At 42.4% G+C, this 15,504-nt stretch carries 15 protein-coding genes; 11 read left to right on the forward strand and 4 right to left on the reverse strand.

Annotation, left to right across the window (positions count from 1 at the left end; all coding sequences use genetic code 11):
- Positions 1–495: 495 nt before the first annotated feature.
- The 9 genes from KTO58_RS25950 to KTO58_RS25990 all read left to right on the forward strand — a co-directional run bounded on the left by KTO58_RS25950 (position 496) and on the right by KTO58_RS25990 (position 7,008).
- Positions 496–1,353 (forward strand): pirin family protein, encoded by an 858-nt coding sequence (locus KTO58_RS25950; RefSeq protein ID WP_095836613.1) that lies wholly within the window; start codon positions 496–498, stop codon positions 1,351–1,353.
- A gap of 53 nt (positions 1,354–1,406) precedes the next feature.
- Positions 1,407–1,934, forward strand: coding sequence for a YceI family protein (locus KTO58_RS25955; RefSeq protein WP_198315108.1), 528 nt, complete (start codon positions 1,407–1,409; stop codon positions 1,932–1,934).
- Positions 1,935–1,960: 26 nt separating this feature from the next.
- The gene (locus KTO58_RS25960) at positions 1,961–2,590 is read left to right on the forward strand and encodes an NAD(P)H-dependent oxidoreductase (protein WP_095836612.1); all 630 of its coding nucleotides are present in this window, start codon (positions 1,961–1,963) and stop codon (positions 2,588–2,590) included.
- Between the two features lie 150 nt (positions 2,591–2,740).
- Complete coding sequence (locus KTO58_RS25965) at positions 2,741–3,151, forward strand: OsmC family protein (protein ID WP_095836611.1); 411 nt, start codon at positions 2,741–2,743, stop codon at positions 3,149–3,151.
- 141 nt (positions 3,152–3,292) lie between these two features.
- Positions 3,293–4,003 carry a pirin family protein gene (locus KTO58_RS25970; protein ID WP_198315107.1) on the forward strand — a complete coding sequence of 237 codons (711 nt, stop codon included), beginning with the start codon at positions 3,293–3,295 and terminating at the stop codon, positions 4,001–4,003.
- Between the two features lie 39 nt (positions 4,004–4,042).
- Positions 4,043–4,513, forward strand: coding sequence for a Dps family protein (locus tag KTO58_RS25975; RefSeq protein WP_095836610.1), 471 nt, complete (start codon positions 4,043–4,045; stop codon positions 4,511–4,513).
- A gap of 141 nt (positions 4,514–4,654) precedes the next feature.
- The gene (locus KTO58_RS25980; protein ID WP_095841388.1) at positions 4,655–5,731 is read left to right on the forward strand and encodes a mechanosensitive ion channel family protein; all 1,077 of its coding nucleotides are present in this window, start codon (positions 4,655–4,657) and stop codon (positions 5,729–5,731) included.
- 35 nt (positions 5,732–5,766) lie between these two features.
- The gene (locus KTO58_RS25985) at positions 5,767–6,477 is read left to right on the forward strand and encodes an HAD-IIB family hydrolase (RefSeq protein ID WP_095836609.1); all 711 of its coding nucleotides are present in this window, start codon (positions 5,767–5,769) and stop codon (positions 6,475–6,477) included.
- Positions 6,478–6,636: 159 nt separating this feature from the next.
- Entirely contained in the window at positions 6,637–7,008 is a 372-nt protein-coding gene (locus KTO58_RS25990) for a hypothetical protein (protein ID WP_095836608.1), read from the forward strand.
- 63 nt (positions 7,009–7,071) lie between these two features.
- Here KTO58_RS25990 and KTO58_RS25995 read toward each other — a convergent pair whose 3' ends face one another.
- From KTO58_RS25995 to dxs, 3 genes are all read right to left on the reverse strand, one after another.
- Entirely contained in the window at positions 7,072–8,622 is a 1,551-nt protein-coding gene (locus KTO58_RS25995) for a PAS domain S-box protein (RefSeq protein WP_095836607.1), read from the reverse strand.
- 79 nt (positions 8,623–8,701) lie between these two features.
- Positions 8,702–9,760, reverse strand: coding sequence for a flavin reductase family protein (locus tag KTO58_RS26000; RefSeq protein ID WP_095836606.1), 1,059 nt, complete (start codon positions 9,758–9,760; stop codon positions 8,702–8,704).
- A gap of 95 nt (positions 9,761–9,855) precedes the next feature.
- Positions 9,856–11,781, reverse strand: a complete 1,926-nt coding sequence (dxs, locus tag KTO58_RS26005) for a 1-deoxy-D-xylulose-5-phosphate synthase (protein WP_095841387.1) — start codon at positions 11,779–11,781, stop codon at positions 9,856–9,858.
- A gap of 570 nt (positions 11,782–12,351) precedes the next feature.
- Here dxs and KTO58_RS26010 point away from each other — a divergent pair.
- On the forward strand, positions 12,352–13,116 hold the full coding sequence (locus KTO58_RS26010; protein ID WP_157752730.1) for a sensor histidine kinase: 765 nt from the start codon (positions 12,352–12,354) through the stop codon (positions 13,114–13,116).
- A gap of 70 nt (positions 13,117–13,186) precedes the next feature.
- Positions 13,187–13,915 carry a LytR/AlgR family response regulator transcription factor gene (locus KTO58_RS26015; RefSeq protein ID WP_095836604.1) on the forward strand — a complete coding sequence of 243 codons (729 nt, stop codon included), beginning with the start codon at positions 13,187–13,189 and terminating at the stop codon, positions 13,913–13,915.
- Positions 13,916–14,519: 604 nt separating this feature from the next.
- Here KTO58_RS26015 and KTO58_RS26020 read toward each other — a convergent pair.
- Positions 14,520–15,275: a phosphoglycerol geranylgeranyltransferase gene (locus KTO58_RS26020; RefSeq protein WP_095836603.1), complete on the reverse strand. Its 756-nt coding sequence runs from the start codon at positions 15,273–15,275 to the stop codon at positions 14,520–14,522.
- Positions 15,276–15,504 lie beyond the last annotated feature (229 nt).

The following is a 15,504-nucleotide window of genomic DNA, read 5'->3' on the forward strand; positions in this document are numbered from 1 at the left end:
ATTAAAGAAAGGTAGTGGCATAGTAGTAAATATGATAGACTGACTATTGCGTGTAAGATTTGCCAACAGTTGCCTGCAGAAATGCTATGCTAACAGAACGAATAGGCCAGGCTGTACGATATCAGCTAATAAAACATTACTTCATAAAAACGCATTGGAACCTGGCTCCGCGCTTTTGACGCGTTGAAGGATACGACAAAATTTGAGCCATTTTCCTATAAAAAACATTACCAGGGCACTCACAGTACCTCTGTCCCCCCACCCCAAAAAGAGTGCCCTGGTGTTCGTACTTATGTCCAACGAAGACCCCCAAGGGCCGCCTTTCTGATGAAGAGGGCGGCCCTTTTTTTATAACTATTTCATAAACAATAAGATGTAGCGCGAATTGCCTCCCCCCTCTCCTACTGGCGAAAAAAAGTCCATCACTTACAACAATTAATCCATTCACAAAATATGTTGCAACAACTATTTTTGTGTTGTATTTCGGAGGTTAATATGAAAACACGTAAAAAAGTCATAGAAGTAGCAAATGTAGCCGCCCCTCACATGGTCGGCGACGGATTCAGGGTAAGCAGTATATTTCACAGTACGAAAAAGCTGAGCCCTTTTTTCCTGATGGATTATGCAGCGCCCGCGTACTTCCCTCCTACTAATAGACCCAGAGGCGTAGATCAACACCCGCACCGGGGCTTTGAAACGGTAACGGTAGTATACCAGGGCGAACTGGAGCACCGGGATTCTAATGGCGGACACGGAAAGATCGGCCCCGGCGACGTACAATGGATGACTGCTGCGTCGGGAGTTGTACACGAAGAAAAACATAGTGAAGCATTCAGCAAGACGGGGGGTAAAGTGGAAATGGCCCAAATCTGGGTGAACCTTCCCAAAGCATATAAAATGTCCGCACCTGGATATCAAACCTTGCTGAAAGACCAGATACCGGTAGTACCAGTCGGAGACGAGAGCTATATACGTATTATAGCCGGTCAATACCAACAACAGGCCGGGGCGGCCCAAACATTCTCTCCGCTTAATCTTTGGGATATACAGCTAAAGGCTGGACAAGCAACAACTATTTCTCTTCCGGAAGGACATAATACAGGTATCGTAGTATTGAAAGGTGACGCAAGTTTCAACGAAGCTGAAACAGCAAAAGGAATACAATTGGTAGTATTTGATCCTAACGGCGAAGAGATCGCCATAAAAGCTACGACAGATACCAGTTTAATCCTTTTAAGCGGCGAACCTATCAATGAGCCTGTATTTGCTTATGGACCTTTTGTAATGAACTCTCAGGAAGAGATCGCCGAAGCCATCGAAGATTATAATAGCGGTAAGATGGGCTTCCTTTAATCCTTGAATAAATTCACTGACAATATACATTTATAAAACTAAAATTGATAACAATGACAACCTGGAAAATAGATTCCGCACATAGCGACATACAGTTTAAGGTAAAACACCTGATGATCACCACGGTTACCGGACAATTCGCAGCTTTTGACGCAACCATGCAAACAACCACAGAAGACGGATTTGCCGGAGCACAGATCAATTTCGAAGCAGATATTAATAGCGTAAGCACAAAGAATGAGCAACGCGATCAACACCTGCTCGCGGAAGATTTCTTTGATGCTGCTAAATATCCTAAACTTTCCTTCAGATCAAAAGAATTCAAAAAAGTAGATGACGAGACCTACACCCTCACCGGCGATCTTACCATCCGTGAACATACTAAACCGGTAGAACTGAAAGTAGAGTATGGTGGTACCATGAAAGACCCATGGGGGCAGACTAAGGCTGGTTTTGAACTTACTGGTAAGATCAGCAGAAAAGACTTTGGTCTTTCCTTTAATGCCACTACCGATACAGGTGGTGTAGTGCTGGGAGATGAAGTGAAACTGTTGGCAAACGTACAGATGATAAAACAATAATCAGATACTAATAACGCGATATAACAATGGACATTTTAGAAAAACTGGAGTGGCGTTACGCGACCAAGAAATTCGACGCTACTAAAAAGTTAGATAAAGATAAACTGAATCGTATCCTCCGTGCTACAAGTCTCTCTGCTTCTTCTTACGGTTTGCAACCATATAAGGTATTGGTGATAGAGGATGCTGAAGTACGTGAGAAATTAAAAGCGGCTTCTTATGGGCAACCGCAGGTTACAGATGCATCTCAGCTAATCGTATTTGTAAGATATAGGGATCTGTCGGAGAATCATGTGGATCAATACATCAATAATATCGCAACGACCCGCAGTATAGGAGTGGAAACGTTGGCTGGATACGCCGGCCTTATGAAACAGGTCGTATCAAACCTGGATGAAACAAAAGCAGGAATATGGACATCAAAACAGGCTTACTTAGCACTGGGTACACTATTGACAGCTGCTGCGGCGGAAGGTGTAGATGCTGCTCCTATGGAAGGATTTGATCCAGCTCAATACGATGAGATATTGGGACTAAAAGATAGGAACCTGGCTTCCGTAGTAATCGTTGCACTAGGTTATAGATCGGCGGAGGACGAAATGCAACATGCAAAGAAAGTAAGGAAATCATTAGATGAATTAGTTGAAGTAATTTAAGTATCAGGTTGTCAGGAATGTAAAAGCCAGCAGATAATTATCTGTTGGCTTTTCTGTTTTATATCCTTGTGGGGGCCAGGTGTGAACTGGCCAGAATTTTGTAGCTTACTGATATCACATACTAATTATAATCATACAAAAAGATACACTATGAAAAGATTTGCTAGCGCTAATTGGCAGGGTACCGGTAAAGAAGGTAAAGGTACGCTGACTACAGAAACAGGTGTATTGCAAAGTACACCCTATTCTTTCAGCAGCCGTTTTGAAGATGGGGCAGGTACTAACCCGGAAGAGCTTATTGCTGCCGCGCATGCAGGTTGCTTTACTATGAAGTTAAGCTTTCTCATTACAGATGCCGGGTTTACACCAGGTTCGCTAGATACCAAAGCCACGGTGAAGTTTGAGAATGGTGCAGTAACCGAGAGCCATCTGGAATTAAGAGCCAATATACCAGGAATAGAAAGTGATAGATTCACGAAGCTGGCAGAAGATGCCCGGGCTAATTGTCCTATCTCCAAATTGCTTAATACGACAATTACACTTGATGCGCAACTAGTATAAATGACTTCGCATAATACACAATGCCGGTGTGTTCTGAATGGATACACCGGCATTGTTTTTTAGTCCACGTTTTCCTTTATTCCATCCATTGTATATCCCCCGCTGTTGACGGACCTTTGTGTTACAAAAGGAGTAAATATTATGAACAAGATCATTCATCGGGCAAACAGCAGAGGCTATGCAAATCATGGCTGGTTACAGAGTTATCATACTTTTAGTTTTGCAGGTTATTATAACCCGGAAGCTATGCAGTTCGGCGCACTACGTGTGCTGAATGATGACTGGGTAAAAGGTGGTATGGGCTTTGGCGCACATCCCCATGAAAATATGGAGATCGTTTCTATTCCACTCAGTGGTGCATTAGAACACAAGGATAACACAGGACGTAACGAAATCATCCGAAGTAATGATGTACAGATCATGAGCGCCGGAACTGGTATCACACATGCAGAGTATAATGCTTCTAAAACAGATCCGGTTAGTTTTCTGCAGATATGGGTGTTCCCCAAAGTGAGGAATATCGCCCCACGATATCAACAGTTGACATTTGATCCTGCTGCCCGGAAAAATACATTACAAGTAGTAGTATCTCCTGATAAAGATACCGACGCGTTATGGATCAATCAGGATGCGTGGTTCTCTCTTGGACAATTAGATCAGGATGGTTCGCTGAGCATAACACCTAAATTAACAGGACATGGTAGCTATATTTTTGTGTTGGAAGGAGAGCTGCAGGTTGGTGGCGAAACCCTCAAACGGCGTGATGCAATAGGCCTTTCAGACTATACACAAGCTAATATTACAGCAACAAAAGCGGCAGAGTTTTTGATCATTGATGTTCCTTTGAATTAATAGAAAAAACATTACTATCACCAATAAATATCGTGATATATGAGTACTACCACTATTGGATTGGAGAAAAAAACTTCTAAGGAATTAGCAGAAAAATTGAATGTACTACTTTCTGCTTATCAGGTGTTTTATATGAATACGCGCGGATTTCATTGGAATATAAAAGGAGACAAATTTTTCACTCTGCATGTAAAGTTTGAAGAGATATACACAGATGCACTCGCAAAAATAGATGAGATCGCAGAACGTATCCTTACACTTGGGTTCACTCCAACACATACATTTTCAGACTATGTTAGTCATTCGTCTATACGTGAGATAAAAAACGAAGGGAAGGACACTGCTTGTGTCCAGGCTATAGTAGCAGGTTTACAGACATTGATAGAAATAGAAAGAGAAGTGTCAGCATTGAGTAATGAAGTAGGAGATGATGGCACAAATGACCTTATCACTACTTACATCCGGGAGCAGGAGAAACTAGTATGGATGTACAATGCTTATCTGCATTAAAAAAAATAACATTCTTTTAGTAAAAGATCAGCCCATAAGGCTGGTCTTTTCTTTTGATGTTCCTTATTATTGCGCTTCCACCCGAAACAAGATATGGTGCTGTACAATGATCATTGTTTAACCGGTTAAATATAGATGACTATGCAGGATGTATTACAACAACAGTATTGGAACAATTCTATACAGCAATATATTATTGCTGTGGGTATTTTCTTATTGAGTATTGTCATAATACTTATATTGAAAAAGTTATTATTGAAACGGTTAAGAAAATGGGCCGGAGATACGGATAGTAATATCGATGATTTTGTTGTGAGAAGGGCGGAACGTTCGTTAGTACCTTTATTATATATAGCCGCATTTTATATCGGAATATCAACACTTAACCTAACACCCAAAGCTGCTCGCGTCACTCACATTGGGGTCTCTTTACTTTCTACTTTTTTTGTGTTGCAGGTACTGACAGCGACACTCAGATTCCTTTTGCACGGATATCTTTCGAGACGGGAAAATGGGGAAGAGAAAGCCAAACAGATAAATGGGATTATGTTGATCATCTCCGGAGTGATTTGGATGCTTGGTATTGTGTTCTTGTTGGATAACTGGGGCTTTAATGTAACTACAATCATCACTGGCTTGGGGATAGGGGGTATTGCTATCGCATTGGCAGCGCAGACCATACTGGGAGACCTGTTCAGTTATTTTGTTATCTTCTTCGATCGGCCTTTCGAAATTGGGGATTTTATTGTAGTACAGGATAAAGCCGGGGTGGTAGAGTTTATTGGTATTAAAACGACTCGTCTGCGTAGTCTCAGTGGGGAGCAGCTGGTATTTTCTAATACAGATCTGACCAATTCCAGGGTACATAACTACAAGCGAATGGAAAGGAGACGTATCGTTTTTAAGTTCGGTGTAGTCTACCAGACTCCTAAAGAGAAGCTGGAACAAATACCAGCCATCGTAAAAGGGATCATTAACGGCAATCCGGACCTGCAGTTCGACCGAGCGCACTTCCTAAGCTTTGATAGTTCTCAGCTTACCTATGAGGTAGTTTATTTTGTATTAACAGGTGATTACAATAAATATATGGATAACCAGCAAGCCATTAATCTGGCATTGTTTGATGCATTTAGACAAGCAGGAATCGCTTTTGCCTTACCAACACAAACGTTATTCATACGGAATAATAATGGTAACGGTGCAGCTATGGCTTCTTAAAATAACCAATAGTCTCAAATAAAAATTGAAGTATTATGTTGTTGGCAACAGACCTGGATGGTACCTTTTTGGGAGGTAGTGAAGAAGATAGAACACAGTTGTACCGCTATATCCGTGCAGATAAGAATATTATATTAGTATTTGTGACAGGTAGGGGGCTGCAAAGTATTCTGCCATTATTGGAGGACGAACAAATGCCTCGCCCCCATTTTATTATTGGGGATGTCGGAGCTACGATCGTGCATGGATTAACCTTGGAGCCTGTACAGCCACTGCAGGACGAAATTGCAGGCAAATGGCCGGGGCAGGAGATCATACGGCAGCATTTGGAGCATGTAAAGGGATTGCGGTTCCAGGAAGTGCCACAGGAAAGACGCTGTTCATTTTTTTATGATCAGGACACTGATATAGCCGCAGCGATTCATATTGTGACTGATCTCGGCTGCGACTTCATCCAGTCTGCAGGCAAATACCTGGATGTATTGCCTAAGGGGGTAAATAAAGGACATACATTACATCAACTGATACAACAACTTGGATATCCGGAAGATAAGATATTAGTAGCTGGAGATACTATGAACGATCGCTCCCTCTATGATCTGGGGTTTAAAGGGGTGGTAGTAGGTGGTGCAGAACCCGCATTGTTAGGTTATACAGGTGAATTGCGCCATGTACTACAGGCTCGCAAGACAGGAGCCGGGGGTATTTCTGAAGCAATAGATGCCTTTCCCACACTGCTGAGCTGATCAATACACATATATGCTTGGATATGAAAAAGATCGTAACTTAGGATAACGATCAGAATAACATACCGGTTATAAGATCGTTCCTAATAAATAGCAGATAAAACATATTGGAGAAGATATAGTAAACCTTATCATTTAACTGCTTAAATCCATACGTTTATGGAAATTCCAACACAGATTACCAACCTGCAGCAACAAATCGATACCTGGAAAGGTGAAGTCGATAAGGTAAGGAGAGATGTGAAAGAAATGCGCAGCAGGTTAGAAGAATTGGTAACCCAACAGGGTGATCAGGAAAAACTGATACACGTAGAACATTTTCAGAACCGCTTCATCCGGCAGCTGGAAGTGGCAGATGAAATGTTTCATGATCTGAAGCAATCCTCCCGGAAAATTCTGGGTGGAGACAAACCATTACTAGTACACAATGACCGCCCGGTAGAGGATTATGATGGATTACATGATCGCATGGAGACATTCCATAAACTTTATGATGAACTTAAAGGTGAATTCAACGGATTTATTTTGTAATACCGCCAGCTTCCCGGTGGTATAAAACCAGTATACTGCCGGGAAGTAATTGCAACGACGACCCTATTCCTGCATTTCCTTTACCTTATGCTCTATCTTGTGTATGATCTCATCCAGCTGTATGGTCGATTTATGTAACCAATCTATCAGCTTGCGATTCATATCAGGATCTTCATTTTGTTCATTCAATAGCTGCGCTATACTCAATATAGATACCACTGGTCGTCGTATTTCATGACTGTTGATCCAGGCAATATCACGTAACGCCTTATTCTGCTCCTGTAATTGCTGTATGAACTGCTTTTTCTCTGTGATATCAGAAATAATAACTACAAACCGCGCTATCCCATACTGGTCGTTTAACACCGGGGTAACAGCCGCATTTACCCAATAGGGAGTGCCATGTTTGTCTTGGCAAATGACTTCTGCAGAAAAAGATACTTTTTCTTTTATTTTATCCTTGATGAATTGTATAGTTGCAGTGTCTTCCTGGTGCAGCAAAAGCCTGAGCGGATGCACTTTTTTAATGTCCTCCAGGGTGAATCCAAATTGAAGCGTGAATCCATCATTGATCCATTCGACGTCACCTTGTGTGTTTGTGATCAGAATCGCATTACTGGTCTTACTGGCGACTAATGATAACATACTGATCTGCTGTGCCTGTCTTACCTGCTGATCTATATCCTGTATAATACCGATGATACGCGCAGGTAGGCCTTGCTCACAAATAAGATAAGCCTTCTCCAATACATATTTATAAGTCCCGTCTGCGCAAAGGAAACGATACTCATCTCTAGCATATGTTAATGCGCCGCTGGCAAGCTGCAGGCATACTGCTGTAATATGGTCTTTATCTTCCGGATGTATTTTTTCACGCCACCATTCTATTTGTTGCATCTGCTCTGCAGTACCGTAGCCAAAGAGACTGTGGAGACCATGATTCCAGTGGATCGTATTACCATGCATATCCCAATCGAAGATGGCATCGTGAGTGGCATTCGCCAATAGCTCATAACGCAGGCTCATTTCATGAGCGGCCTTACTGGCTTTTACCTGTGCATCTACATCACGGGCGGTAACAATACGGGCATTTTTGCCAAAATAAGTACAGGGATGACTGTAAATTTCTACATGAAAGGTAGCACCGTCCTTACTCTGATGCAACCAGGTACCACGATAGGAGGTATTACCATTACAATTTGATGCAACGTCTTCCAGTAGTTTTTTAACTTCGGCAGGTTCCCGGATGTCCTTTAATGTCATAGACAGAAACTCACTTTCCGTATAGCCATATCGGATAATTGATGCTTTATTGACAGATAGAAAACGCAATGTTTGTTTATCGTATATCCACATAGGGATAGGATGATTGTGGAATAATTGTGCATGTTGACTAGCACGGTAGTTACGACGTAATGCAAAAAAGAACAACGCTCCTAGTACGAAGAAACTAAGAACACCGCTAACTAATAAAAGATGTTGTTTGAAGGGCGTTAATGGATGTGCTGTTAGCAGATCAACTAACCATAGATGGGCAGGTATCCACAAGACGGTAAATATTACACAGGTACATACGATCTTAATAAGGGGATAACGCATTACTGCATTTTCCATAAAATATAAGGGTTAAAGTTGTAAGTGACAAAAAAAGCCCCAGAGGCTTGTTGTATAACTCTATCTACATTAGAATATTTTACAATTCAATTGTTATTTCTTCGCTTACCGGATATCCTACACAAGTTAATATAAAGCCCTCAGCCAGTTCTTTATCAGTCAATACTTCATTTACAGACATCCACACTTTGCCAGTGGTGCAACGGGCGGTACAGGAGCCGCAAACACCTCCTTTACAGCTGTAAGGTAGCGCAACACCTTGTGACAGTGCACTATCCAGGATTGGTTTATTGCCGGGCATCGGAATTTGGAATACCTGATCATGTAATCTCAATTGAACGGATTTTTCTGTGGTGTCCTGTGGAATTACAGTCCTGGCAATAAGTACATCCGTATTTACAACAAAGTTTTCCTTGTGCAATTGTTCATCCTGAAATCCCATAAAACGAAGTGTCAGGAGGATCATGCGCATGTAATCAGGGGGACCGCACACGAAAAAATGAGCCGCAGTAAGGTCATACTTTAACTCTCTTTTTACAAGCGGTTCCAGTAGGATATTATTCAGACGTCTTGGATGATTGATAGCATGATCTTCTTCGCTGCTGAACAAGTGGATAATATGCAAACGAGCTGCGAAGGTTACCGCCAACGTCTCCAGCTGACGATAGAAAATGGTACGCTCCCGGGTACTGTTACTATATACCAATACAACCCTGCTTAATGGCTCAAAATACAGGATATGTTTCAGTAAGGAAAATAGCGGGGTGATCCCGCTGCCAGCACCGAGCAGAAAGATATCTCTTGGTTGCGCACCTGGCTGTACTGGGGTGAAACGACCTGTTGGCATTAGCGCGGTGACGATCATGCCTACATGCCAGCTGCTAAGTATATATCGGGATATTTCACCATTTTCCTTTTTCCGGATCGTTACCGACAAATGATCGTCAATGCCCGGGGTGGAACTGAAAGAATAGGAGCGGCGATATTCGGTATTGTGAAGTGTGATCAGGAAGGTCAGGAACTGGCCGGCTTCGTACAATACAGGCATACCCTCGGTATTTTCGAGATGATAGGTGAAAGTGTCAGGTGCTTCGGCTATGACAGCGGTGATGCGTAATTGCAGATACAGTTCAGCCATTTGACAAATGTAGCCATTTGATATTGTACAGTCAATATAAAAGCCTGAGACAGGATACGTCTCAGGCTTTTATAAAAATTCCAGAATAAGTAGCTTTATACGGTTACGCTGATCTTACTTTTTAACATGGTACGTACTGTATTGGCAATGCTTGCAGCGTCGTATCCACATTCACGGTGCAGTTCTTCCGGTTTACCATGCTCGATGATCCTATCCGGGATACCCAGCATTTGTACATCTGCCTTGTAACCATTCATCGCCATGAACTCGAGTATTGCACTGCCAAATCCACCTTGAATAGAGGCGTCCTCAATCGTTATCACCTTATCAAACTTACTGAATACCTCATGTAGCATTACTGTATCCAGCGGCTTCACAAAACGCATGTCATAATGAGCCGGTTGCAGCCCATCTGCCAAGAGTTCTTTAAGTGCTTCTGTTACAAAATTACCCGGATGTCCCAGCGAAAGAATGGCGATATCATTACCATCCCTGAGTTTACGTCCGGTACCTATCTTAATTTCCCGGAATGGCTGCCTCCAGTTAGGCATAACTCCCTGCCCTCTAGGGTAACGTATCACGAAAGGTGACTGGTTGGAAGGTAATTGAGCGGTATACATCAGGTTACGTAACTCCTCCTCATTCATAGGAGAGCTGATCACCATATTCGGGATACAACGTAAGTAGGCAATGTCATAAGCGCCGTGATGGGTAGGGCCATCCTCTCCTACCAATCCCGCCCGGTCAAGGCAGAATATTACCGGTAACCCTTGTATCGCTACGTCGTGTACTGCCTGGTCATATGCTCTTTGCATGAAAGAAGAATAGACATTACAGTATACGCGCATACCTTGAGTCGCCAATCCCGCAGAAAGGGTAACGGCATGTTGTTCACAAATGCCAACATCAAAAGCGCGTTCCGGCATTTGTTCCATCATGAACTTCAGGGAAGAACCGGATGGCATAGCCGGCGTGATCCCCATGATCTTATCATTTTCCTTCGCAAGTTCAATGATGGTATGACCAAACACATCCTGGTATTTGGGAGGTTGTGGCATTTCCACCACCTTTTTAAAGATCTCACCAGTGATCTTGTCAAACAAACCTGGCGCATGCCAGGTCGTTTGGTCTTTTTCCGCCAGGGCATATCCTTTCCCTTTTGTTGTGACAATATGCAATAGCTTCGGACCAGGGATATCTTTCAGATCCTGTAAGGTATCTACTAATTTGATGATGTTGTGCCCGTCGATAGGACCAAAATAGCGGAGATTTAACGATTCAAAAAGGTTACTGCTGCTGGAGACCATACCTTTCAGGCTGGCTTCAAGTTTAGACGCCATTTCCCTCGTAAACCTCTTACCTACTGGCAATTTGCCAAGCAAATTCCAAACGTCATCTCTCAGTTTGTTGTAAGTAGGAGAAGTGGTAATATCGGTCAGGTATTCCTTCAGCGCGCCCACATTAGGATCAATGGACATGCAGTTGTCGTTCAAAATGATCAGGACGTTAGCATTGGCAACACCAGCATGGTTCATGGCTTCGAATGCCATCCCCGCTGTCATTGCACCATCACCGATAACAGCGATGTGCTGACGGTCAAATTCTCCTTTGTAATGAGAAGCCATTGCCATACCCAACGCTGCAGAAATAGAAGTAGACGAATGTCCTACTCCAAAAGTATCGTATTCGCTTTCGTCCCTTTTGGGAAATCCGCTGATGCCCTTGTACTTCCGGTTGGTATGAAATACTTCGCGGCGTCCAGTCAGGATCTTATGGCCATATGCCTGATGCCCTACGTCCCATACCAGCTGGTCATACGGTGTGTTAAACACGTAATGCAGTGCTACAGATAACTCCACTACACCCAGACTGGCAGCAAAGTGTCCGCCATGTACACTTACCACATCTATGATATACTGACGCAGCTCCTCAGAGACCTGGTGGAGTTGCTCTTTACTTAACTTGCGTAGATCTGCTGGATATTCGATCTGTCCCAGCAGCTGACCCGGCATAATATTCATACTTTGGCTCAGGGTTTTAATGAGCAAAAATACTGGAAAATAGGCAAATGTTGTGCCCATAACTCCTTACACTTTAAAAATAGATACATGTTGTAAATATCCCCGGATCATCGGCAAATAGGCCGGTAGCCACTGTGCCCAGACCAGCTTCTTGCTTCGTTTTTCAGCTATAAAGGGACTATTTTGGGCCTCAACCTCCGTTGCTCCTGCTTATATACCATTGATAACAATTACTTTTAGCCCGGTACCGGCATATGGTATTTTTGACATTCAGCTTAGTTTCCTAATTTTAGATAGATGTTTAAACAGGTATCAAAATATTGGTGGTGTCAGGGTTTGGGATGGATGGCATATTTTCTGATGACTATCTACAATTTCTTCTCCACTTTTGGAATCATACGATATATTGAAATATTTAACCTGTTAATATTCATTACATTCGGTATACTATCCACCCACCTTTTTAGAAATATCCTCAAGCGCTACAATTGGCTTAGTTATAGTTTCGAAAAACAGGTATGGTTGTTTTTCATATGCGTCATTAGCTCGGGGGTCATTATCAGGTTTGGCGTGTTAGTGGTGACTAATCTTTTCCGGTATCCGTCCCAAAAAAAGGCGCTTTCCAGTGAAACAACCGTATTGGAATTGTTGGGTACCTCATTACTCATGGTGGTATGGTGGCTCATTTACTTTATCTGGCACTATGTCGATCGTAACCGTAAAGCCCAGGTAGATCAATTGAAACTGGAAAGTACAGTAAAAGAACTGGAATTGAAGACGATCAAGGCGCAAATGAATCCGCATTTTATCTTTAACGCACTCAACAGTATACGGGCGTTAGTAGACGAAAATCCGCAACGAGCAAGGGCTGCAATTACAGAATTGTCTAATATACTACGGAACTCCATGCAGGTAGAAAAGGGGGAAACAGTACCACTTGAGCACGAGCTGAATATTGTAAAAGATTACCTTGCACTGGAGAACATCCGATTCGAAGAGCGTCTGCACGTCACATACGATATTGATCCGGATACGCTGGAACTGCCAGTACCGCCTATGATGTTGCAGACACTGGTGGAAAATGCGATAAAACATGGGATCTCACGTTCTGTTAATGGCGGGACTATTCATATCAGCTCCCATGTATTAGGGGTATTACACGAGATACAAATAGAAAATACCGGACAGATGCTGGAAGAAGTAGGAGAGCATGGATTTGGTCTGCAAAGTACCCGCCAGCGCTTGAATGTGTTGTTTGGCCATAAGGCATCTTTCGAGATCCATAACAAAGACACGGAAATGGTAGCCGCCAAAGTAGTGATGCCTTTGATTTAGATGGATTGCTTACCGGTCGATTTATGTAAAGTCCAAATATATACTCATCAACCAAACCTTATAGTTGACAATGAAAAAAGCATTGATCATTGATGATGAACGCCTGGCCAGAAGCGAACTGAAGAAGTTATTGGCCGAGCACCCGGAAATTGTAGTAGTAGGAGAAGCAGTAAACGCTAAGGATGGGCTGGAAAAAATAGAAACCTTACATCCTGACCTGCTGTTTCTCGACATACAAATGCCGGATAAAACGGGTTTTGAATTGTTAGCGGAACTGGAAAAGGTGCCGCAAGTGATCTTTACGACCGCATATGACGAATATGCCCTCAAGGCATTTGAATACAACGCTCTTGATTATCTGCTTAAACCTGTAGAACCTAAACGCCTTGCGGATGCTATCCATAAATTACATCAGCAGGAAGAAAAAGAACGACAGGCAGCTGCTGGTATCATTCGTACCACACTGTCTGAAAATGACCAGGTGTTTGTAAAGGATGGAGATCGTTGCTGGTTTGTTAAATTACAGGAAATCAGGCTTTTTGAGAGTGTGGGTAATTATGCCAGGGTATACTTTGAGAATAATAAGCCATTGATACTCAAGTCACTCAACGCGCTTGAAGAGCGATTAGACGAGCGGACTTTTTTCCGAGCTAACCGTAAGCATATCGTTAATCTGAGAATGATCGAAAAGATCGATACTTATTTTAATGGTGGGTTGTTGCTGGAAATGCGTGGGGGAGAAAAGATTGAGGTGAGTCGCCGGCAAGCTGTGAAATTCAAAGAAATGATGAGCCTTTAAACAAAGAGGATACCACCGATCTGTCAATACCATTGCCCTGATATAGACGGATTGGTGATTTCCTGCATATTAGATTGTTATTATGTTGTTTAATATCAATTAAAGTACTTTAAAATAAAAAGGGCCGCCCTGGAAAGGGCAGCCTTTGGGTTTTATGTTGCTTATGAGAATAAACTATGGAACGATATATTACAAATTATAAAAAGCTTCTTTAAAAAAACAGCGCTATTTTATACGGACTGTCTGCTGATTGCATTACTTTTTCCTTTCTTCTCTTTCTCCTCTCCAGCCTCATTCATCCCTTATTCCAGTAGTCGTCACGTCATCTTTCTGACATGATTATAAGCATATCAAGCCTGTAAATCCTTATAGGATAATCTGTTATATTGTATGATGTAATTTGATGTTTTGCCTGTTAGCATAAACCTGAGCCGGTATGAACTGCCTTTTGGGGCAGGAGATATCCTGGTTGATCATTTGGGTCTTCAATAAGCTGGCGGTTTACATTTTGGTTGAATATTAAACACCTGCCGGAATAAAATGGTTGTCCATCTCCCGACTGGTAAGTATTATTGTGTCAGCTACATAGTATTAACTGTGTAACTTACACATTTACAGGTGCTGTGTGAACAGCATCTGCGACCTCTTTTATAAGAGAAAGATCTTTTTCAATAGCATTGCCTACTACTATAATGTCAGCTCCTGCTTTACAATTTAAGTAAGCCTTTTCTGCGTCTCTGATGCCGCCACCAACGATTACGGGGGCACTTACTTGGCTGGACACTCGGCTGATCATACTCTCCGTAATTGGTTTTCGGGCGCCGCTGCCAGCATCCATGTAAATTACCTTCATTCCCAGCATCTCTCCGGCCATGGCAGTACACATCGCAATATCGTCCTTATCTGCCGGAATAGGCGTGGTATTGCTGATATAAGATACAGTAGTCGGGGCGCCGCCGTCGACTACCATATAACCTGTCGATATCACTTCCAGACCACTTTTCTTGACTGCAGCAGCAGACACCACATGTTGTCCAATAAGTAATTCCGGATTTCTGCCTGAAATAACGGACAAGTATAACAACGCGTCTGCGAAACGAGATACCTGTGAAGGACTCCCGGGGAATAATACCACGGGAATGTCACAACTGCTTTTAAGCTGTTGTACACATTCATCGAGATGTTGAGTGATCACGAGGCTTCCTCCTAAAAAAATATAGTCAACATTTGCAGCAGTACACTTCTCCGCCAGCTCAATCACGCCAGCAGGGGTCACCTTATCCGGATCAATCAGAACTGCAAATGACTTTATACCTTTTGCCTTTCTTTCTAAAAATGAATTGTATATTTTATTGGACATTAAGATAGCATTGTTCCGGTTGTCGCAAATGTATAAATTTTTCGGAAATAAGTCACATTGTTAAATAAATATGCATATAATGCATTCTTTATTCGACCCAACGCCCTCCCAGGACACTTTTAAACCCCTCTCTACAGCAAGCTTCGGGCCATACTCTACCTCTTAAAACCACTAACGCTTAAAAAGGTTACAAAGTTGAAAAAAATGGTGTAAAAATTGTTACTGGGGA

The sequence above is a fragment of the Chitinophaga pendula genome (genome assembly GCF_020386615.1).
Classification (GTDB): Bacteria; Bacteroidota; Bacteroidia; order Chitinophagales; family Chitinophagaceae; genus Chitinophaga; species Chitinophaga pendula.